Source organism: Pseudomonas knackmussii B13 (genome assembly GCF_000689415.1).
Lineage (GTDB): Bacteria > Pseudomonadota > Gammaproteobacteria > Pseudomonadales > Pseudomonadaceae > Pseudomonas > Pseudomonas knackmussii.
In genome coordinates this window covers 4,234,658-4,255,197 of sequence record NZ_HG322950.1, presented here as the reverse complement: position 1 = coordinate 4,255,197, position 20,540 = coordinate 4,234,658, and the positions used below count along the sequence as shown (strand labels likewise).

The window sequence follows — 20,540 nt, the reverse complement described above, 5'->3', positions numbered from 1 at the left end:
GCCGCCATCGCACGCACGCGCATGAACCAACACGATTATGAACTCGCCTGGGCCGTCTACCTGGCTGCTGGCTTAGGTCTGCTGCTGGTCTGGTTCCTGATGACCGACTGGATGTGGCGTTGGCTGCGCGAGCCGCTGCGGGTGATTGTGCTGGTCCTGCTGTTCACCCCGACCCCGGTCGACCCGGCGAACAACGAGTACGCCCCGGCCATCGCCATCACCGCCCTGGACATCCTGTTCAAGGTCGGCAACAACGCCTGGCGCGCGGTCTCCGATCTGGCCCTGGTACTGTTGGCGGCCTTCGTCGTCTACCTGATCTTCGTCGCCGTGCGCTGGCCGATCGAACGTGCCGCGAAGAAGCGCCGCGAGCGCGCCGAGGCGGAAGCCGAGCCGACCATGCGGCAGATGATGCAGCCCTCGCTCATGCCCGACGTCGACAGCCGCACCGACGAGCGTGGCGACCGCCGCATGCGCATCGAGCCGCGCCTCTGATCCTGCCTGGGCGCCGCCCTTGCGCGGCGCCGGATCGGCGTTCAGCATGACGGCATCGTCCCTGCGGAACCTGCCCGATGCCGTTTCTGTACAGCGCGCGCTCCATGCGCGCCCCTGACAACTCCACCTGCTTGCCCGTGCCGGGCTGCCTGCCACGGGAGGTCTGAGCCATGTGCGAACTGCTCGGCATGAGCGCCAACGTGCCCACCGATATCGTCTTCAGCTTCACCGGCCTGATGCAGCGCGGTGGCGGCACCGGCCCGCATCGCGACGGCTGGGGCATCGCTTTCTACGAAGGGCGCGGCGTGCGCCTGTTCCAGGACCCGCAGGCGAGCATCGATTCGGAAGTGGCGCGCCTGGTGCAGCGCTACCCGATCAAGAGCGAAACCGTGATTGGCCACATCCGCCAGGCCAACGTCGGCAAGGTCTGCCTGTCCAATACCCACCCCTTCGTGCGCGAACTCGGCGGGCGCTACTGGACCTTCGCGCACAACGGCCAGCTGAGCGACTTCAACCCGCCGCCGGGGATGTACCGGCCGGTGGGCGACACCGATAGCGAAGCGGCTTTCTGCGACCTGCTAAACCGCGTGCGCCGGGCCTTCCCCGAGCCGGTGCCGGTGGAGGTGCTGCTGCCGACGCTGATCTCGGCGTGCGCCGAATACCGCCAGAAAGGCGTGTTCAACTGCCTGCTGAGCGACGGTGATTGGTTGTTCACCTTCTGTTCGACCAAGCTGGCGTACATTACCCGCCGCGCGCCCTTCGGCCCGGCGCGGCTGAAGGATGCCGACCTGACCGTCGACTTCCAGGCGGAAACCACGCCCGACGACGTGGTGACGGTGGTCGCCACCGAACCGCTGACCGACAACGAGAGCTGGACCCTGCAACAGAGTGGCGAATGGATGCTCTGGTGGCGCGGTGAGATTCTCGACCAGGGCCGCGTCTGAGAGGGGGACTCCCATGCTGCGCAGTTACATTCGCCTGGTGCTGTTCGCCATCGGCCTGCTGGTCGGGGTGCAGGTGCCGGGCTTCATCAAGGATTACGCCCTGCGTGTGGATGCCCATCGGGCGGAAGCGGCGCAGGCCCTGGACGGCTTCCGCAGCACGGCGGGGCAGTACTTCAGCGGCGATCTCAATGCCCTGGTGGCGCATTACCGCGGCAGCCCCGACCCGGTGTTCCAGCGCGACGGCGACAACGTCGAGCGCGTGCTGCGCCGTTCCCAGCTGTTCGACCGCGAATGGCAGATTCTTCAAGGCCCCTGGTACACCCGCGCCTGGCACCTGTTCAGTGCGCCCAACCGCGAACTGTTGGAAGAAACCCTGAGCGGCTACAGCTACCAGGTGCTGCTGTCGCCGGAAGCCATCGGCTGGGCGATTGGCGGCGGCCTGCTGCTGTCGTGGATCGTCGAGCTGATCATTGTGTCGATCGGAGCGCTGGCCGGCTTCGGCGACAACCGCCAGACGGCGGCGCGGCGGCACTGGAATTGAGAGCCGGTTGAGTCGCGAATAGAAAGGAACCCTCCGCTGGGCGGCGTATAACCGCGAACGGTTATACGCACTACGTCCGGGATGGGCCGAGGTGTGCGGCGGATAGCGTTCGACGTTATCCGCCGTTTTCTTATCCGCGGGCGTTGATGGCCCGCTGGTTCGACAGATAGACGTTGTCGCGCTCCGGCGCTTCGCCACTCTTCACGGCTGCTACCCACTCGTCCGTGCTCAGCACCGCGGCGAACGACGAATGCAGCACCACGCTGAACACCCGGTGAATCTCCTCGGCGGTGGCCGCGCCAGCGCGGTTGGCGTAGGGCAGCGAGCCGCTGGCGTCGTGCAGGAACTCCACGTCCCAGCCCTCATGGGCCGCCTGCCGCGCGGTGGCGTCGTCGCAGTTGTGGGTCATGTAGCCGACGATGGCCAGGGTGTCGATATTCCGCTCGCGCAGCCAGTCGCCCAGGCCGGTGCCGAACAGGGCGCTGGCTTCGGACTTGGTCACTTCATGCTGGTAGGGCCGCGCCGCCACTTCGGGGTGCAGGGCGGCGCCGTGGCTGCCGACAGCGAAGATCGGCGCGCTCTCCGGTGCCAGGTGCAGCACCCGCACGACCGGGATGCCGGCAGCCTGGGCGGCGTCCATGGCGCGCAGGATGTTGGGCAGGGACTCCCGGACCGGCGGGTATTCGATGCGCAGGTTGCCGTCGAAGTATTCGTTCTGCACGTCGATGACGATCAGGGCGCGTTTGGCTTTCTGGCTCATGGCGAGGCCTCTTTGGGTGGGAAGTGGAGCCATTGTGGGGCGACGATCGGCGTCGCCGTGAGTGGCCCGGATGACAGCTTTCGCTAGAATTGGGCCAACTCCTTCGCTCGCCGGATTGCCCGCCATGGACCTGCACCGTGTCGCCGTGGTCGCCTTCGACCAGATCAGCCCCTTCCACCTGTCGGTCCCTTGCCTGGTCTTCGGCGAAGGTGATCCGGGCGGCGAGCGGGTGCGCTTCGAGCTGCTCGTGTGCGCCGCCGAACCCGGGCCGCTGCGCACCAGCGCCGGCTTCAGCATTGTCACGGAGCACGGCCTGGAAGCGCTGGCCAGCGCCGACACCGTGATAGTTCCGAGCTGGCGCGATCCCGAGGAACGCCCGCCGCAAGCGCTGCTCGACGCCCTGGTGGCCGCCGCCGAGCGCGGCGCGCAACTGGTCGGCCTGTGCCTGGGGGCCTTCGTCCTGGCCGAAACCGGGCTGCTCGACGGTCGCGTGGCGACCACCCACTGGCTGTGCGCGGAGCAGTTCACCCAGCGTTTTCCGGCGGTGCGCGTGGCGCCGGACGTGCTCTACGTCGACGACGGCCCGATCCTGACTTCCGCCGGCACCGTGGCGGGCATCGACTGCTGCCTGCACCTGCTGCGCGAGCGCTGCGGCGCGCAACTGAGCAACCAGCAGGCGCGCTACATGGTGGTGGCACCGCACCGGCAGGGTGGCCAGGCGCAGTTCGTCGAGCAGCCCTTGCCGGCGACTGCGCGGGACAACCGGCTGTCCGGCCTGCTCGACTGGGTGCGCGAGCGCCTCGACCAGCCCCATGACCTGGACAGCCTGGCCGAGCGCGCGTTGATGAGCCGGCGCAGCTTCAGCCGGCATTTCCGCCAGTTGACCGGCAGCACCCTGGGCGACTGGCTGCGCAGCGAGCGCCTGGCCCTGGCGCAGCGGTTGCTGGAGTCCACCGAACAGCCGATCCCCGAGGTCGCCTGCCTGTCGGGCTTCGGTTCGGTCGCCTCGTTGCGCCAGCATTTCGCTGCGGCGCTGGGGGTGTCGCCGAGTGCGTATCGGCAGGCGTTCAGGGGTTAGCGCCGGGGAGCACTGCGTACACCTGTAGGAGCGCGCCATGCGCGCGATTCGCGGCCATGGGCCGCTCCTACAAGGGGACCGTACCCTGGGTTTCACGGGCTCGTAGGATACGGTTGAGCGCAGCGAAACCCATGCTGCATGGGTTTCGTGCCTCAACCCATCCTACGTAGGACGCTGTTCTTATTCCGCCAGCGCCTTCTCCGGCAATTCGTTGCGCCGATAGGGGAAGACGTCGATCACCTTGCCCGCGCGGATCTGCGCCTGCAGGCCCTTCCAGTAGTCGGCGTCATAGAGGTCGCCGTGCAGCTTGGCGAACAGCCGGCGCTGCTTGAGGTCGGCGAACAGGAAGCGCGGGAACTCCTCGGGGAAGACGTCGTTCGGCCCCACCGAGTACCAGGGCTCGGAGGCCATCTCGTCCTCTTCGTAGCGCGGCGGCGGGATGTGCCGGAAGTTCACTTCGGTGAGGTAGAGGATTTCGTCGTAGTCGTAGAACACCACGCGGCCGTGGCGGGTGACGCCGAAGTTCTTCAGCAGCATGTCGCCGGGGAAGATGTTGGCCGCCGCCAGCTGCTTGATGGCCAGGCCGTAGTCGTAGAGGGTTTCCTGCTGCTGGGTTTCGGTGGCGTGTTCCAGGTAGAGGTTCAGCGGGGTCATGCGGCGCTCGGTCCAGCAATGGCGGATCAGCACCACGTCGCCTTCGAGCACCACGGTGGAGGGCGCTACTTCCAGCAGCTCGGCCAGGCACTCGGGGTCGAACTTGCTCAGCGGGAAGCGGAAGTCGGCGAACTGCTGGGTGTCGGCCAGGCGGCCGACGCGGTCGTGGTTCTTCACCAGCTGGTACTTCTGCACCACGGTGGCGTGGTCGACGGTCTTCGCCGGGTTGAAGTTGTCCTTGATGATCTTGAACACGGTGTTGAAGCCGGGGAGGGTGAACACGCTCATCACCATCCCGCGCACGCCGGGGGCCATGACGAAGCGGTCGTCGGTGGTCGCCAGGTGGTTGATCAGCGCACGGTAGAACTCGCTCTTGCCCTGTTTGTAGAAGCCGATCGAGGTGTACAGCTCGGCGATGTGCTTGCCCGGCAGCAGGCGCTTGAGGAAGGCCACCAGCTCCGCCGGCACCGGCACGTCGACCATGAAGTAGGAGCGGGTGAAGGAGAAGATGATCGACACCTCCGCCTCGTCGGTGATCACGGTGTCGAAACGGATGCCCTGGCCCTCACGGTGGATCAGCGGGAACACCAGCGGCCACTGCTCGTCCGGGGTGAACAGGCGACCGACCAGGTAGGCGCCCTTGTTGCGGTAGAACACCGAGCCGATCAGCTCCAGGGTCAGTTCCGGGTCCTTGCATACCCAGTCCGGCAGGTTGCTGTGCAGCAGCGTTTCCAGGCGCGCCAGGTCGCCTTCGGCATCCTCGTAGGGCACATTGAAGCGGTAGTCGACGAGGATTTGTTCCAGCGTCTTGCGCAGGTGGCCTTGCGGACGATAGATGCGGGTGTGCGGATCGCGCGCGTGGGGGCGCAGCGACGGCCGCGTGGTGTGCACGAACATGGTGCCGTCGCTGATGTTGTCGTGGCTGAACAGGCCGCAGAAGATCGAGTTGAACCAGGTTTCCGCCAGCTCGTCGTCGTTGCGCGGGTCGATCAGGCCGATGTAGGCGCTCTTGATCAGCGGCCAGCGCTCGACGTCCTGCAGGTCGGCCGCCGCGAACTCGCGGGTCAGGCGCGCCACCGTCTCGCCGACCTTCTCCTCGTAGAGGTTGATGCGCGCCGCCGAGGCGTGCTGGATTTCCTGCCATTGCGCCTGCTCGAAGCGCGCCGGGGCGCCGTCGGTGATCTGCCGGAAGCCTTCGCGGTAGTCGTCGAATCCTTGCAGGATGGCCTGTGCGATCAGGGCGTGGGACATGGACGCGGCTCGCTTGAGGGGAGTGAAGCGAGCTTAGCCAGAGTCCCGGAGGGGCGAAAGCGCGCCGACCGACCGGGCGGTCGGAGTTTGAAAGTCACCTCCGTGTTGCCGCGCGCACCCATGCGGTTAAGCTCGTCACCTTCTTCCTGCCTCGAACCGCCGTCATGCGCCCAACCGATCTGCTTCGCCTTTTCAGCCTGGCCGCCATCTGGGGTGCCAGTTTCCTGTTCATGCGCCAGCTGGTGCCGGCCATCGGCGTGATGCCGACCGCGTTCCTGCGCGTGGTGCTCTCGGCCATCGGCCTGTTCGCCATCCTGGGTGCGATGCGCGTGCCCTGGGCGTTTCGCGGCAAGCTCAAGGCGATGCTGCTGATCGGCACCATCAGCTCGGGCATTCCGGTGCTGATGTTCAGCCTTGCTGCGCGCTTCCTGCCGGCGGGCTACTCGGCGATCTTCAACGCCACCACGCCACTGATGGGCGTGCTGGTCGGCAGCCTGTTCTTCGGCGAGCGCCTGACCCCGGCGAAGGCCCTCGGCATCGGCATGGGGCTGGCTGGCGTGGCGGTGCTCAGCGGCGCCGGTCCCGCTCCCTTCGACAGCAAGCTGCTGCTGGGCGCCGGCGCCTGCCTGGTGGCAACCACCTGCTACGGTTTCGCCGGCTACCTGACCAAGCGCTGGGTCAACGACCAGGGCGGGCTGGACAGCCGCGTCACCGCCTTCGCCAACCAACTGGGCGCGACCCTTTGCCTGCTGCCGGTGTTCGCCGCCACCAGCCTGGACATGCCGCTGGCGCCCCTGGCCCAGCCGTCGATATGGCTGGCCCTGGCCGGGCTCGGGCTGCTCTGCACGTCCTTCGCTTACATCGTGTACTTCCGCCTGCTCGCCGACATCGGCCCGCTGAAGACCATGACGGTGACCTTCCTGATCCCGCCGTTCGGGGTGTTCTGGGGCGTGCTGTTCCTGGGCGAACAGGTGTCCTGGGCGCATCTGCAGGGCGGCGTACTGATCGCCCTGGCGCTCTGGCTGGTGCTGCGTCCCGCGCCTGTGGCACGGGACGCGCAAAGCGCCTGAGCGGCTCAGCTACCTTCGGTTTGCGCTTCGCCGCCGCGCTCGCGTGGCTGGCGGAACACCAGCAGCAGGCCGACCACGATCAGCGCCATGCCGAGCAGGCTGAGCGGGCCGAGTCGGTTGCCGAAGGCCAGGTAGTCGAGCAGTGCGGTCACCGCCGGCACCAGGTAGAACAGGCTGGTGACCTGCACCAGGTTGCCGCGCGCGATCAGCCGGTAGAGCAGCAGGGTCGCTCCCACCGACACCAGCAGGCCCATCCACAGGAGGCTAAGCAGCAACTCCGGGCTCCAGTCGAAATGCAGCGGCTGGGTCGGCAGCAGCGCCAGGCACAGCAGCAGGCCGGCGACGTACTGCAGCGGCAGGCTACCCAGCGGGCTCTCGGTCAGGCCCTTCTGCAGCAAGGTGCCGAAGGTGATGCCGAGCAGCGCCAGCAGAGCGCAGGCGAGCCCGCCGAGGGTGAGGCCGGCCATGCCGATGCCTTGCCAGACCACCAGCACCAGGCCGCCAAGGCCGAGCAGCAGGCCGACCAGACGTGCCGCGGAGAAGCGCCGCTCGGTGAGCAGCCCGGTGAGGATCGGCTGCACGCCGAGCAGGGTGGCGATCAGCCCCGGCGTGACCTGCAGTTGCAGGGCCCAGACGTAGCAGATCGGGTAGAAGCCGAGCAGCACGAGACCGGTGAGCAGGGCGCGGCGGCGTTCGCGCGGCTGCTTCGGCAGGCGCAGGCCAAGCAGCGGGCCGAGGATCAGCAGGGCGCCGAGGGCGATGGCGAAGCGGCCGATCAGGAAGGCCACGGGCGAGGCGTGGGCGAGACCCCACTTGGAAACGATGGCGGCGCTGCTCCAGAGCAGCACGAAAAAGCTGGCGCTGGTCACGCCGACCAGGCTGGAAGCGTTGATTCGGGACATGGTGTCACCTGTCTTGCAAGCGATGGGGAACGACCGCGGCGCGAAGGCGCGGCGGCAATGCGTTCAGGGAAAGCGCTTGGGCGCTGTCAGTGGGCGCGTGCGCCCGGCGGCGGGCAGGCCGCTACGCACGGGGGCGGAGGCGCTGCGACTGCAGCGAGGGGAGGCGACAGGAGGGCGACGGCATCGCGCAGACGAATACCCGCATCGCCGTGGGCGGCGCTGGAAGCTGCGAACTGTGCGAGGGCGAGGAGCATGGCCGGGATCTGCGTGGTGGATGCGTCGGAGGGGACTATAGCGAGCCCCGCCGAGGCTGGCGAGCCGGGCGAGAGTCGCGCGGCAATCGCGCGAGTCCGGCGGCAATTCGCCGAGTGGAGTGCGCTCCCGCCGGGGCGGGAGCGCGAGGGGCTTACTTGCCGGTCTTGATGGTGTTCCAGACGCGTGTGCGCAGGCGGTCGATCTTCTGCGGCATCGACTGCAGGGCGAACAGCTTGGCCATCTTCTCCTGCGGCGGGTAGATCGCCGGGTCCGCCTTGATCGCCGCGTCCACCAGTGGGTCGGCGGCCAGGTTGCCGTTGGCGTAGTGCACCGAGTTGCTGATGCCGGCCATCACGTCAGGACGCAGCAGGTAGTTCATGAAGGCGTAGCCGGCCTTCTCGTCGGGCGCGTCGGCCGGCATGGCGACCATGTCGAACCACAGCGGCGAGCCTTCCTTCGGCGTCGAGTACTGGATTTCCACGCCGTTCTTGGCTTCCTTGGCGCGGGCGGCGGCCTGCAGCACGTCGCCGGAGAAGCCGACCACCATGCAGATCTCGCCGTTGGCCAGGTCGCTGACGTACTTCGAGGAGTGGAAGTAGCGGATGTACGGACGCACCTTGACCAGCGCCGCCTCGGCCTTCTTGTAGTCCTCGGGGTTCTGGCTGTGGTGCGGCAGGCCCAGGTAGTTGAGGGTGATCGGCAGCAGCTCGGGGCCGTTGTCCAGCACCGCTACGCCGCACTTGGCGAGCTTTTCCATGTTCTCCGGCTTGAAGAACAGGTCCCAGGAATCGACCGGCGCGTTGTCGCCCAGCACGGCCTTGATCTTGGCCGGGTTGTAGCCGATGCCGGTGGTGCCCCACAGGTAGGGGAAGCCGTGCTCGTTGCCCGGGTCGTTGACCTCCAGGGCCTTCATCAGCACCGGGTTGAGGTTCTTCCAGTTGGGCAGCTGGCTCTTGTCCAGCTTCTTCAGGGCGCCGGCCTGGATCTGCTTGGCCATGAAGTGGTTGGACGGGAAGACCACGTCGTAGCCGGACTTGCCGGTCATCAGCTTGCCGTCGAGGGTCTCGTTGCTGTCGTAGACGTCGTAGGTGGCCTGGATGCCGGTTTCCTTGGTGAAGTTCGGCACGGTCTCCGGAGCGATGTACTCGGACCAGTTGTAGATCTTCACAGTGTCGGCGGCCTGGGCGGCGGCGACCATGGAGACGGAAAGCGCGAGGGCACTGAGCAGCGGTGCGGTTGTTTTCATTGTTGTTTCCTGACGGCGAACGGAGAGGGCCCGACCGGGTTGCGGTTTGGCCTGGCGAAGAAATAACCGGATTGCCGACGGATTTGGAGACGCTGCGGTTGTCTGCGGACCCGCAGACAGGGGAGGAGAGGGCGCCGCCCTGTGATGGGGCGGCCGCGGGGGCTTACTGCACCCTTTCCTGCTCGTCGAACATGCCTTCGAAGAGCATGCTCGACAGGTAGCGTTCGGCCGAGTCGGGGAGGATCACCACGATGGTCTTGCCCTGCATGGCCGGTTCCTCGGCCAGGCGCACGGCCACCGCCATGGCGGCGCCGCTGGAAATGCCGCAGAGGATGCCTTCTTCCTGCATCAGGCGGCGAGCCATGCTGCGGGCCTCGTCGTCGGTGACCGTCTCGACGCGGTCGACCATCGCAAGGTCGAGGTTCTTCGGCACGAAGCCGGCGCCGATGCCTTGGATCTTGTGCGGGCTGGGCTTCACTTCCTCGCCGGCGAGGGTCTGGCTGATGACCGGCGAGCTGACCGGCTCCACCGCCACCGAGAGGATCGGCTTGCCCTTGGTGTTCTTGATGAAGCGCGAGATGCCGCTGATGGTGCCGCCGGTGCCGACCCCGGCTACCAGCACGTCGACCGCGCCGTCGGTGTCGTTCCAGATTTCCGGGCCGGTGGTCTTCTCGTGGATCGCCGGGTTGGCCGGGTTCTCGAACTGCTGCGGCATGAAGTACTGGTCGGGGTGTTCGGCGACCAGCTCCTCGGCCTTGGCGATGGCGCCCTTCATGCCCTTGGCCGGCTCGGTGAGGATCAGCTCGGCACCCAGGGCCTTGAGCACCTGGCGGCGTTCCAGGCTCATCGACGCAGGCATGGTCAGCACCAGCTTGTAGCCGCGCGCGGCGGCGACGAAGGCCAGGCCGATGCCGGTGTTGCCGGAGGTCGGCTCGATGATCTTCATGCCCGGCTTGAGGCGGCCGCTGGATTCGGCATCCCAGATCATGCTGGCGCCGATGCGGCACTTCACCGAATAGCCGGGGTTGCGGCCCTCGGTCTTGGCCAGGATGGTGACGCCGCGCGGCGCGATGCTGTTGATCTGCACCAGCGGCGTGTTGCCGATGGACTGCGCGTTGTCTGCGAAGATGCGACTCATGTTGGGTTGTCCTTGTGGAGGCGATGCTGACCCACCAGCCTATTCCGCGGCGCAGTGGCCGTAAAGCCGCGAAACCGGCGGAAAGATCGGTCCCAGGGCCCCGCAGGCGGTGCCAGGGTGGAGGCCGAAAGGCGCGGTTCGACGAAGGGACGAGTGGTCGTGCATTCAATGACTGAATGCCTGCCCTGCGTTCACAGTTGGCGGACCCGCGCGGTATAGTCGCAGTCTGTTTCCCCTAATTCCTTCAGACCGGGCCTACGCCCGGCGACACCCGTTCGAGGATTTCCCGATGAAGTTCGAAGGCACCCAGTCCTACGTCGCCACCGACGACCTCAAGCTGGCGGTCAACGCCTCCATCACCCTGCAGCGTCCGCTGCTGGTGAAGGGCGAGCCGGGCACCGGCAAGACCATGCTCGCCGAGCAGCTCGCCGCGGCCTTCGGCGCCAAGCTGATCACCTGGCACATCAAGTCCACCACCAAGGCCCACCAGGGCCTCTACGAGTACGACGCGGTCAGCCGCCTGCGCGACTCGCAGCTGGGCGTGGACAAGGTCCACGACGTGCGCAACTACATCAAGAAGGGCAAGCTCTGGGAGGCCTTCGAGGCCGAAGAGCGCGTGATCCTGCTGATCGACGAGATCGACAAGGCCGACATCGAGTTCCCCAACGACCTGTTGCAGGAACTCGACAAGATGGAGTTCTTCGTTTACGAGACCAACGAGACCATCAAGGCCAAGCAGCGCCCGATCATCATCATCACCTCGAACAACGAGAAGGAACTGCCGGACGCCTTCCTGCGCCGCTGCTTCTTCCACTACATCGCCTTCCCCGACCGCGACACCCTGCAGAAGATCGTCGACGTGCACTTCCCGGCCATCAAGCAATCGCTGGTCAGCGAAGCGCTGGACGTGTTCTTCGACGTGCGCAAGGTCCCGGGCCTGAAGAAGAAGCCGTCCACCAGCGAGCTGGTCGACTGGCTGAAGCTGCTGATGGCCGACGACATCGGCGAAGCCGTGCTGCGCGAGCGCGATCCGACCAAGGCCATCCCGCCGCTGGCTGGCGCCCTGGTGAAGAACGAGCAGGACGTGCAGTTGCTCGAGCGCCTGGCCTTCATGAGCCGCCGCGCCAGTCGTTAATTTGGGCTGCTGCGCGTCGGCCATGCTGCGTTGGAATCAGACTCGGAATGCTCATTTACAATCGTAGACTCCGCTTCCTCGTCTGATTCCGCCTTGCCTGGCTCTAGCTCGCGAGCCCTAGCACCGAGTGCAAAAGGAGCATTGCTCCTGAATCAATGAATTCATGAGGCATGCAGCCATGCTGCTCAACCTGTTCAATGAAATGCGCGCGGCCAAGGTGCCGGTGTCGGTGCGCGAGCTGCTCGATCTGATCGATGCGCTCAAGCACCGCGTCGTGTACGCCGACATGGACGAGTTCTACTACCTCGCCCGCACCATCATGGTGAAGGACGAGCGCCATTTCGATAAGTTCGACCGGGCCTTCGGCGCCTACTTCAAGGGCCTGGAAAAGCTCGATGACCACCTCAAGGCCCTGATCCCCGAGGAATGGCTGCGCAAGGAGTTCGAGCGCATGCTGACCGACGAGGAGAAGGCGCAGATCCAGTCCCTGGGCGGCCTGGACAAGCTCATCGAGGAGTTCAAGAAGCGCCTCGAGGAGCAGAAGGAACGCCACGCCGGCGGCAACAAGTGGATCGGTACCGGCGGCACCAGCCCGTTCGGTTCGGGCGGCTTCAACCCCGAGGGCATCCGCGTCGGCGACGCCGGCAAGCGCCAGGGCAAGGCCGCCAAGGTCTGGGACCAGCGCGAGTACAAGAACCTCGACGACCAGGTCGAGCTGGGCACGCGCAACATCAAGATCGCCCTGCGCCGCCTGCGCAAGTTCGCCCGCGAAGGCGCCGCGGAAGAGCTGGACATCGACGGCACCATCGACCACACGGCCAAGGACGCCGGGCTGCTCAACATCCAGATGCGCCCGGAGCGCCGCAACACCGTGAAGCTCCTGCTGCTGCTCGACATCGGCGGCTCCATGGACGCCCACGTGAAGGTCTGCGAGGAGCTGTTCTCGGCCTGCAAGACCGAGTTCAAGCACCTGGAGTACTTCTACTTCCACAACTTCATCTACGAGTCGGTGTGGAAGAACAACCTGCGCCGCACCAACGAACGCACCGCGACCTTCGACCTGCTGCACAAGTACGGGCCGGACTACAAGGTGGTGTTCGTCGGCGACGCAGCGATGGCGCCCTACGAGATCACCCAAGCCGGCGGCAGCGTCGAGCACTGGAACGAGGAAGCCGGCTACGTGTGGATGCAGCGCTTCATGGAGAAGTACAAGAAGCTCATCTGGATCAACCCGTATCCAAAGGAAACCTGGAACTACACCGCCTCCACCAACCTGGTGCGCGAGCTGGTGAAGGACCAGATGTTCCCGCTGACCCTGCGCGGGTTGGAAGAGGGCATGCGCTTCCTCTCACGCGGTTGACGCGAAAAGGGCCGGCAGCAAGCCGGCCCTTTTGTTTCTGCGAACCGCACGGCACGGTGTACCCCTGTAGGAGCGGCCCATGGCCGCGAATCGCGGGCATGGCCCGCTCCTACACGATTGCATCGGCGCGGGGATTTTCGCGGATGAATCCGCTCCTACCTCTCGATCGCGCTCCGGCACGCAACTTGCCTTGCCAATGACCTCGCTCCCGGCGGTAACATCGGGGGCGCGTCGTAGCGCACCGATGGGCAAGACATGACCGCTAACACGTTCTCCCGCAATACCTGGCTCAACTCCCTGCACATGTCCTCGCTGACCGTCTCCCTGCTGGAAGCCGAAGGGCATGGGCGCGACAGCATCCTCGAAGGCAGCGGTATCACCCAGGCGGACCTGCTCGATCTGCGCCGGTTGGTCAGCCCCTGGCAGGAGCAACAGGTGTTCGCCAACGCCGAGCGCCTGGCCGCCGAGCCGGCGCTGGGCTTGCGGCTGGGGCTGCGGACGCGCATCTCGGCCTATGGCCTGCTGGGCTATGCGCTGCTCTCCGCGCCGACCTTCGGCGAGGCGCTGCGCATTGGCCTGAGCTATCCGGTGCTGCTGGGCACCTACTTCCACTTGGAGTTGAGCGTCGAAGACGAGGTGGCCTGGCTGGTTGCCACCCGCTATGGCGAAGACGAGGCGTTGCGGCCGTTCAATACCGAACTGTGCCTGGGGTCGCTGAAAGTGACCTGCGGCGACCTGCTCGGCGAGCCCCTGGAACTGCTCTACGCCGAGTTCGACTACGCCAGCTCCGCCGAGCGCGAGGCAGCCTATGCCGCCGGTTTCGGGTGCGAGTTGCGCTTCGGCGCCAAGCGTAGTGCCTTCGGTTTCCCCGCCTCCTGGCTGGAGCGGCGCCTGCCGCTGGCCGACCCGGTGACCCACCGCGAAATGCTCGAACAGTGCCGCCGGCAGAACGTCGACCTGGCCGCGCGCCGCGCCTGGCTGGACAAGGTGCGCGCCATCCTCGGCGAGCGCCTGCAATCGCCGCCGGGACTGGAAGAGCTGGCGCGGCGCCTGAACTGCTCCTCGCGCAGCCTGCGCCGGCACCTGCAGCAACAGCAGACCAGCTACCAGCAACTGCTCGACGAACTGCGCTTCGCCCGCGCCAAGGAGCTGCTGCAGGGCGGCGACATGCCGATCTACCGCATCGCCGAGGAGCTCGGCTTCAGCGAGACGGCCAGCCTGCGCCATGCCTTCCAGCGCTGGAGCGGCCAGCCGCCGAGCCATTTCCGCGCCTGACACCTCCGCGCTGCGTTTACCGCCTTGCCTCCAGGATCAGGTTGAACGGCGTTTCCGCCGCGCGGCGGAAACTGCTGAACCCGGCTTCCTCGAAGACCTTGCGCAGGCGCGCCTCGCCGGCTTGCGCGCCGAGGCCGAGGCCGACTTCCTGGGACAGCGAGTTGGGCGTGCAGATGAAGGTGGAGGCGGCGTAGTACAGGCGCCCGACAGGTGTCTTGTTGTCGTCCAGGTGGTCGTGCGCATAGGGCTCGACCAGCAGTACCGTGCCGTCCGGGGCCAGGCGCTGCAGGGCGTGGCGGGCGGCGCCCACCGGGTCGCCCATGTCGTGCAGGCAGTCGAAGAAGCAGATCAGGTCGAACTCGCCCGGATAGTCCTTGGCGCTGGCCTTGGCGAAGCTCACCCGCTCGGCGACGCCCGCGTCGGCGGCACGGCGGGTCGCGGTGTCGATCGACGGGCCGTGGTAGTCGAAGCCCTGGAAGCGCGAGGCCGGATAGGCCTTGGCCATGACGATGGTCGAGGCGCCGTGGCCGCAGCCGACGTCGGCGACGCGTGCGCCGGCCTGCAGCTTGGCGGTGACGCCTTCCAGCGCCGGCAGCCATTCATCGACCAGGTGCGCGCGGTAGCCGGGGCGGAAGAACCGCTCGGTGCCGTGGAACAGGCAGGGGTGGTGGTCGCCCCAGGCCAGGGCGCCGTCACCGCGCATGGCGGCGATCAGCTTGTCCTTGTCCTGGTACATCGAGGCCAGCACGCTGGCGCCGCCGGCCACGTAGACCGGCGAATCCTCGTTGGCCAGGGCCATGGCCTGCTCTTCGGGCAGGCGGAACTTGCCGCCGTCGTGTTCGAGGTAGCCAGCCGCCGCCTGCGCATTGAGCCATTCGCGCAGCAGGCGCGGGTGGCAGCCGGTGCGTTCGGCGAGGGCTTCGGGGGTGACCGGCTGGTTGTCGGCCATCGCCTTGTAGATGCCCAACTCGTCGCCGAGGATGACGCTGGCGAGCATCGCCGCGCCGCCCATGTCGGTGACCAGGCGTCCCATGAAGTCTTGCAGTTTGGCTTCGTCCACGGCGCTTCCTCCTCTGCGGGGGCCAGTCGTTCAGCCGTGGGCGGGCATGCGTGGGGCTGGCCTGGGGTGGGTTTGCGAAGCTGCCGGAGCGCGGCGCGAACGGCGGGGAGGGGCGGTGGACGGGACCGTCGGATCGGCACCAGCGTAGCGGCAGTCGGGCGCGTGCCGGCAGCTGGAAATTCACGCGTCCACACCGGTCCGTTGCGCAGGTGTCCCCTCTGCGGGGCGTGCTTTGAGTTTAGTTCCGTGCTCTGAAAGCCGCATGTGGCGCGACGTCCGGCCGGACTGCTGTCGAAATGTATAACGCCAATTCGCTCTGCCGCGTTGGCTGGCCCTGTGCCATAACTCCACCAGCCAACCGCCACGGAGCGCCGCCATGAACCACGCCGAACAGCAGCTCAGCAAGACCCTGCGCAGCCTGGTCTACAACCTGGAACTGGCCTCGTACAACATGCGTACTTCGCAGGCGTTCGTCGAAGACGCGGTACTGGCGGGGATGCTCGGCGCCGATGCGCAGCGCCTGGCGCTGGCCGCCGAGGCCATGCAGGGATTGCTGGGGGAGGTGCAGGACGGCCGCATCTGCCGCCTGCAGCAGCAACAGGATGGGCGCCGCGCCGGTTGAGCGGCCTAGCTCAGGCCGCCGTTCTGCATGATCTGCGCGATGATCGGCACCGGCGTCATCAGGTGGCTGCGCATCATCTCGCTGGCTTTCGCCGCGTCGCGGGCCAGGATCGCCTCGACCAGCGCGGCGTGCTCCTGGCGCTTGAGCTCCAGGGCCTGCTCGGAAAACACCGTTTGCGTCAGCCACAGGTGGCGGTAGCGCTCGGCCTGGTCGAACAGGTAGGTGCGCGCCTGTAGCAGGTGCTTGGAGCCGCAGCCCTGGGCGATGGCGGTGTGGAAGGCCTTGTGGCGTTCGTCCCAGACATCCAGGCGCTGCTCGCGGGTCTTCACCTCGACGACCTTGGCCAGGGTGTGCGAATGCGCCAGCACCTGCGCTTCCCAGGCGTCGTCGCCGCGCTGGATGGCCAGGCTGACGATCATCGCTTCGAGGTTGGCGCGGGCGTCATAGATGTCTCGCATCTCTTCCAGCGACATGGGCGCGACGCGGTAGCCCTTCTGGCTGATGGCTACGACCAGGTGCTCCGCGACCAGCTGCGAAAGCGCCTCGCGCAGCGGACCCACGCCGAGGTCGTAGCGCTCCTTCAGGGTGCTCATCAGCAGCTTTTCGCCCGGTTTGAAGACACCGCGGATGATGTCCTTCTTGAGCTTTTCGTACCCGCTGAAGGCCGAGTTCTGACGGGGGGCGACGGCTTCCAAATCCAGCTCCTGCAAGGGTTTAGCTGGCGATCATACCCAAATGTCGTATGGACGAAAAACAATAGACAAGGCACTGCTTTGTCTGTGATTTAGAAAAATGTAGACATTTTGGATTTGTGGCGATATTTTGATCCTGCCCGCCTGATCCAGGTCATTGCCGGACGGCGCCAACCCATCTTTGCCAGGACATCGCCATGAACGCCTTCACCTCCATCCAGGACCTCGTCATGCCCCTGCCGCTGGAGACCCGCGGCTTCTCGGTAGCGCCGTCGGCGCAGTCGCCGCGCCTGCTCGAGCTGACCTTCGCCCGCGACACCGTGGAGGCCTTCGTCAAGGCCGTGGCCCAGTGGCCGGTACAGGCCCTGGAGTACAAGTCGTTCCTGCGCTTCCGCATCGCCCAGATCCTCGACGAGCTGTGCGAAGGCACCCTGCGTCCGGTGGTGCTGAACACCATCCTCGACCGTGGCACCGGCGGCATGCTGATCAAGCCCGAAGGGCTGGATGACGCGGCCCAGGCCGAGGACATGGTCAAGTTCTCCACCGCCGTCGCGCACCTGATCGGCCGTTCCAACTACGACGCCATGAGCGGCCAGTTCTACGCCCGCTTCGTGGTGCTCAACACCGACAACTCCGACAGCTACCTGCGCCAGCCGCATCGCGTCATGGAGCTGCACAACGACGGCACCTTCGTGAATCAGATCACCGACTACGTGCTGATGATGAAGATCGAAGAAAAGAACATGGAGGGCGGCAACTCCCTGCTGCTGCACCTGGACGACTGGGCCGAGTGCGAAGAGTTCTTCCGCCACCCGCTGGCCCGCCGCGAGATGCGCTGGACCGCGCCGCCGAGCAAGAAGGTCAGCGAGGACGTGTTCCACGCGGTGTTCGATACCGACGCCGAAGGTCGCCCGACCATGCGCTACATCGACCAGTTCGTGCAGCCGAAGGACTTCGAGGAAGGCATCTGGCTGAACGCCCTGTCCGAGTCCCTGGAAGGCAGCCCGGCCAAGCTTTCGGTGCCGGTGCCGCAGGGCTGCTTCCTGCTGATCAACAACCTGTTCTGGCTGCACGGCCGCGACCGCTTCACCCCGCACGAGGGCCTGCGCCGCGAACTGATGCGCCAGCGCGGCTACATCGCCTACCAGAAGCCGCTGTACCAGCGCGGCCAGTAATTTCGACAGCGTCACCCTTGCCGTAGGGGCGAGCTGGCTCGCGAAGGTCCGCGCACGGTCTTCGCTAGTGGCTCGCTCCTGCGGTTCTTTTTCAGCTGAGCCAGTGCGCGAGGTAATGGCTGTGTACGATTTCATCATCATCGGCGGCGGCATCGTCGGCATGTCCACCGCGATGCAACTCACCCAGGTCTACCCGGACGCGAAGATCCTCCTGCTGGAGAAGGAATCCGGCCCGGCCCGCCACCAGACCGGGCACAACAGCGGCGTGATCCACGCCGGCGTCTACTACACCCCCGGCAGCCTCAAGGCGAAGTTCTGCCTGGCCGGCAACAAGGCCACCAAGGCCTTCTGCGACAAGCACGGCATCCGCTACGACGAGTGCGGCAAGCTGCTGGTGGCCACCAACGAACTGGAAATGCAGCGCATGGGCGCGCTCTGGGAGCGCACCGCGGCCAACGGCCTGGAGCGCTACTGGCTGAGCGCCGGCGAGCTGCGCGAGCGCGAGCCGAACATCGTCGGCATGGGCGGTATCTTCGTGCCCTCCAGCGGCATCGTCAGCTACGCCGAAGTCACCGCCGCCATGGGCCGCGAGTTCCAGGCCGCCGGCGGCGAGATCCGCTACAACGCCGAAGTCGTCGGCCTCGACGAGCGTGCCGATGAAGTGGTGGTGCACACCACTGACAACGCCTTCCGCGGCCGCTACCTGGTCACCTGCTCGGGCCTGATGGCCGACCGCATCGTGCGCATGCTGGGCCTGCAGCCCGAATTCATCATCTGCCCGTTCCGCGGCGAGTACTACCTGCTGCCCAAGCAGCACAACCAGATCGTCAACCACCTGATCTACCCGATCCCGGATCCGTCCATGCCGTTCCTCGGCGTGCACCTGACCCGCATGATCGACGGCACCGTCACCGTCGGCCCGAACGCCGTGCTGGCGATGAAGCGCGAGGGCTACCGCAAGCGCGACATCAGCCTCTCCGACATGTTCGAGACCCTGACCACCCCGGGCATCCTCAAGGTGCTGGCGAAGAACCTGCGCCCCGGCCTGATCGAGATGAAGAACTCGCTGTTCAAGGGCGGCTACCTGAAGGAAGTGCAGAAGTACTGCCCGAGCATCGTCAAGGCCGACCTCACCGACTACCCGGCCGGCGTCCGTGCCCAGGCCGTTTCGCGCGACGGCAAGCTGATCGACGACTTCCTCTTCGTGAACACCAAGCGCAGCGTCAACGTCTGCAACGCCCCGTCGCCCGCGGCCACCTCGGCCATCCCGATCGGCGCCTACATCGTCGAGAAGGTCCGCGAGCAGGTCGCCGCCCAGGGCGGCAACTTCGTCAAGGCCGTGACCCCGAACAACCTGCGGGCAGCCGGCTGAGCCGCCCGACACCTGAAACCTCGACACCTATAACGAGGAAAAACGCGTGCAACTCAAAGACTCCAGCCTGTTCCGCCAACAGGCGTACATCGATGGCGCCTGGGTGGATGCCGACAACGGCCAGACCCTCGCGGTGACCAATCCCGCCACCGGCGAGCACATCGGCAGCGTGCCGAAGATGGGCGCCGCCGAAACCCGCCGCGCCATCGAAGCCGCCGACCGAGCCCTGCCGGCCTGGCGCGCGCTGACCGCCAAGGAGCGCGCCAACAAGCTGCGCCGCTGGTTTGAGCTGATGATGCAGAACCAGGACGACCTGGCCCGCCTGATGACCCTCGAGCAGGGCAAGCCGCTGGCCGAAGCCAAGGGCGAGATCGCCTACGCCGCTTCGTTCCTCGAGTGGTTCGGCGAGGAAGCCAAGCGCGTCTACGGCGACATGATTCCCGGCCACCAGCCGGACAAGCGCCTGATGGTGATCAAGCAGCCGATCGGCGTGACCGCGGCGATCACCCCGTGGAACTTCCCCTCGGCGATGATCACCCGCAAGGCCGGCCCGGCCCTGGCCGCTGGCTGCACCATGGTCCTCAAGCCCGCTTCGCAGACCCCGTATTCCGCCCTGGCCCTGGCCGAGCTGGCCGAGCGCGCGGGCATCCCGAAAGGCGTGTTCAGCGTGGTCACCGGCAGCGCCGGCGCCGTCGGCGGCGAGCTGACCGGCAACCCCATCGTGCGCAAGCTGACCTTCACCGGCTCGACCGAAATCGGCCGCCAGCTGATGGTCGAGTGCGCCAAGGACATCAAGAAGGTCTCGCTGGAGCTGGGCGGCAACGCGCCCTTCATCGTCTTCGATGACGCCGACCTCGACGCCGCCGTCGATGGCGCGCTGATCTCCAAGTTCCGCAACAACGGCCAGACCTGCGTGTGCGCCAACCGCCTGTATGTGCAGGACGGCGTGTACGACGCCTTCGTCGACAAGCTGAAAGCCGCCGTGGCGCGCCTGAGCCTGGGCAACGGCCTGGAAGCAGGCGTGACCACCGGTCCGCTGATCGACGCCAAGGCCGTGGCCAAGGTCCAGGAGCACATCGAGGACGCCGTCGCCAAGGGCGCCAAAGTCGTCGCCGGCGGCAAGCCGCACGCCCTGGGCGGCACCTTCTTCGAGCCGACCATCCTGGTCGACGTGCCGAAGAACGCCCTGGTCTCCAAGGACGAGACCTTCGGCCCGCTGGCGCCGGTGTTCCGCTTCAAGGACGAGGCCGAAGTGATCGAGCTTTCCAACGACACCGAGTACGGCCTGGCCGCCTACTTCTACGCCCGCGACCTGGGCCGCGTGTTCCGCGTCGGCGAGGCGCTGGAGTACGGCATCGTCGGCATCAACACCGGGATCATCTCCAACGAGGTCGCTCCCTTCGGCGGCATCAAGGCCTCGGGCCTGGGCCGCGAAGGCTCCAAGTACGGCATCGAGGACTACCTCGAAATCAAATACCTGTGCATCGGCGTGTAACCACGGCGGTCATTCATCAAGCG

Annotated in this window: 19 protein-coding genes; 12 read left to right on the top strand and 7 right to left on the bottom strand. The window is 66.5% G+C overall.

Annotated elements, in window-relative coordinates; all coding sequences use genetic code 11:
- The first annotated feature begins 21 nt into the window (after positions 1–21).
- From PKB_RS19930 to PKB_RS19920, 3 genes are all read left to right on the top strand, one after another.
- On the top strand, positions 22–492 hold the full coding sequence (locus PKB_RS19930; protein WP_043253809.1) for a hypothetical protein: 471 nt from the start codon (positions 22–24) through the stop codon (positions 490–492).
- A gap of 170 nt (positions 493–662) precedes the next feature.
- Complete coding sequence (locus PKB_RS19925; protein ID WP_043253807.1) at positions 663–1,436, top strand: class II glutamine amidotransferase; 774 nt, start codon at positions 663–665, stop codon at positions 1,434–1,436.
- Positions 1,437–1,449: 13 nt separating this feature from the next.
- On the top strand, positions 1,450–1,977 hold the full coding sequence (locus PKB_RS19920) for a DUF2937 family protein (RefSeq protein ID WP_043253805.1): 528 nt from the start codon (positions 1,450–1,452) through the stop codon (positions 1,975–1,977).
- Positions 1,978–2,107: 130 nt separating this feature from the next.
- Here PKB_RS19920 and PKB_RS19915 read toward each other — a convergent pair whose 3' ends face one another.
- Entirely contained in the window at positions 2,108–2,737 is a 630-nt protein-coding gene (locus PKB_RS19915) for a cysteine hydrolase family protein (protein ID WP_043253804.1), read from the bottom strand.
- 124 nt (positions 2,738–2,861) lie between these two features.
- Here PKB_RS19915 and PKB_RS19910 point away from each other — a divergent pair, with 124 nt between their 5' ends.
- A complete protein-coding gene (locus PKB_RS19910; RefSeq protein ID WP_043253803.1) occupies positions 2,862–3,815 on the top strand; it encodes a GlxA family transcriptional regulator in 954 nt (317 codons plus the stop codon).
- Between the two features lie 180 nt (positions 3,816–3,995).
- Here the strand turns inward: PKB_RS19910 and aceK are convergent, their stop codons facing one another.
- Entirely contained in the window at positions 3,996–5,720 is a 1,725-nt protein-coding gene (gene aceK / locus PKB_RS19905; protein ID WP_043253802.1) for a bifunctional isocitrate dehydrogenase kinase/phosphatase, read from the bottom strand.
- A gap of 164 nt (positions 5,721–5,884) precedes the next feature.
- On the opposite strand from aceK, the gene PKB_RS19900 reads away from it, so the two are divergent.
- On the top strand, positions 5,885–6,790 hold the full coding sequence (locus PKB_RS19900) for a DMT family transporter (RefSeq protein ID WP_043253801.1): 906 nt from the start codon (positions 5,885–5,887) through the stop codon (positions 6,788–6,790).
- A gap of 5 nt (positions 6,791–6,795) precedes the next feature.
- On the opposite strand, the gene PKB_RS19895 is transcribed toward PKB_RS19900, so the two are convergent.
- The 3 genes from PKB_RS19895 to cysK form a co-directional block, all read right to left on the bottom strand.
- Positions 6,796–7,692, bottom strand: coding sequence for a DMT family transporter (locus PKB_RS19895; RefSeq protein WP_043253800.1), 897 nt, complete (start codon positions 7,690–7,692; stop codon positions 6,796–6,798).
- Between the two features lie 406 nt (positions 7,693–8,098).
- Positions 8,099–9,145 (bottom strand): polyamine ABC transporter substrate-binding protein, encoded by a 1,047-nt coding sequence (locus PKB_RS19890; protein WP_422613540.1) that lies wholly within the window; start codon positions 9,143–9,145, stop codon positions 8,099–8,101.
- Positions 9,146–9,356: 211 nt separating this feature from the next.
- Positions 9,357–10,331: a cysteine synthase A gene (gene cysK / locus PKB_RS19885; RefSeq protein WP_043253797.1), complete on the bottom strand. Its 975-nt coding sequence runs from the start codon at positions 10,329–10,331 to the stop codon at positions 9,357–9,359.
- Between the two features lie 289 nt (positions 10,332–10,620).
- On the opposite strand from cysK, the gene PKB_RS19880 reads away from it, so the two are divergent.
- The 3 genes from PKB_RS19880 to PKB_RS19870 all read left to right on the top strand — a co-directional run bounded on the left by PKB_RS19880 (position 10,621) and on the right by PKB_RS19870 (position 14,101).
- Positions 10,621–11,466 carry an AAA family ATPase gene (locus tag PKB_RS19880; RefSeq protein WP_043253796.1) on the top strand — a complete coding sequence of 282 codons (846 nt, stop codon included), beginning with the start codon at positions 10,621–10,623 and terminating at the stop codon, positions 11,464–11,466.
- Between the two features lie 178 nt (positions 11,467–11,644).
- Positions 11,645–12,826, top strand: a complete 1,182-nt coding sequence (locus PKB_RS19875) for a vWA domain-containing protein (protein WP_043253794.1) — start codon at positions 11,645–11,647, stop codon at positions 12,824–12,826.
- 255 nt (positions 12,827–13,081) lie between these two features.
- Complete coding sequence (locus PKB_RS19870) at positions 13,082–14,101, top strand: AraC family transcriptional regulator (RefSeq protein WP_043253792.1); 1,020 nt, start codon at positions 13,082–13,084, stop codon at positions 14,099–14,101.
- Positions 14,102–14,117: 16 nt separating this feature from the next.
- Here PKB_RS19870 and PKB_RS19865 read toward each other — a convergent pair whose 3' ends face one another.
- A complete protein-coding gene (locus PKB_RS19865; RefSeq protein WP_043253791.1) occupies positions 14,118–15,161 on the bottom strand; it encodes a class I SAM-dependent methyltransferase in 1,044 nt (347 codons plus the stop codon).
- A 376-nt stretch (positions 15,162–15,537) separates the two neighbouring features.
- Between PKB_RS19865 and PKB_RS19860 the strand changes: the two genes are divergently transcribed.
- Positions 15,538–15,783, top strand: coding sequence for a hypothetical protein (locus PKB_RS19860; protein ID WP_043253789.1), 246 nt, complete (start codon positions 15,538–15,540; stop codon positions 15,781–15,783).
- Between the two features lie 5 nt (positions 15,784–15,788).
- Here PKB_RS19860 and csiR read toward each other — a convergent pair whose 3' ends face one another.
- Complete coding sequence (gene csiR / locus PKB_RS19855) at positions 15,789–16,478, bottom strand: DNA-binding transcriptional regulator CsiR (RefSeq protein ID WP_043253788.1); 690 nt, start codon at positions 16,476–16,478, stop codon at positions 15,789–15,791.
- 194 nt (positions 16,479–16,672) lie between these two features.
- Here csiR and glaH point away from each other — a divergent pair, with 194 nt between their 5' ends.
- The 3 genes from glaH (at position 16,673) to gabD (ending at position 20,517) form a co-directional block, all read left to right on the top strand.
- Positions 16,673–17,650 carry a glutarate dioxygenase GlaH gene (gene glaH / locus PKB_RS19850; protein WP_043253786.1) on the top strand — a complete coding sequence of 326 codons (978 nt, stop codon included), beginning with the start codon at positions 16,673–16,675 and terminating at the stop codon, positions 17,648–17,650.
- A 121-nt stretch (positions 17,651–17,771) separates the two neighbouring features.
- Positions 17,772–19,022, top strand: coding sequence for an L-2-hydroxyglutarate oxidase (gene lhgO / locus PKB_RS19845; RefSeq protein ID WP_043257543.1), 1,251 nt, complete (start codon positions 17,772–17,774; stop codon positions 19,020–19,022).
- A 46-nt stretch (positions 19,023–19,068) separates the two neighbouring features.
- The gene (gene gabD / locus PKB_RS19840) at positions 19,069–20,517 is read left to right on the top strand and encodes an NADP-dependent succinate-semialdehyde dehydrogenase (RefSeq protein ID WP_043253784.1); all 1,449 of its coding nucleotides are present in this window, start codon (positions 19,069–19,071) and stop codon (positions 20,515–20,517) included.
- The last annotated feature ends 23 nt before the right edge of the window (positions 20,518–20,540 follow it).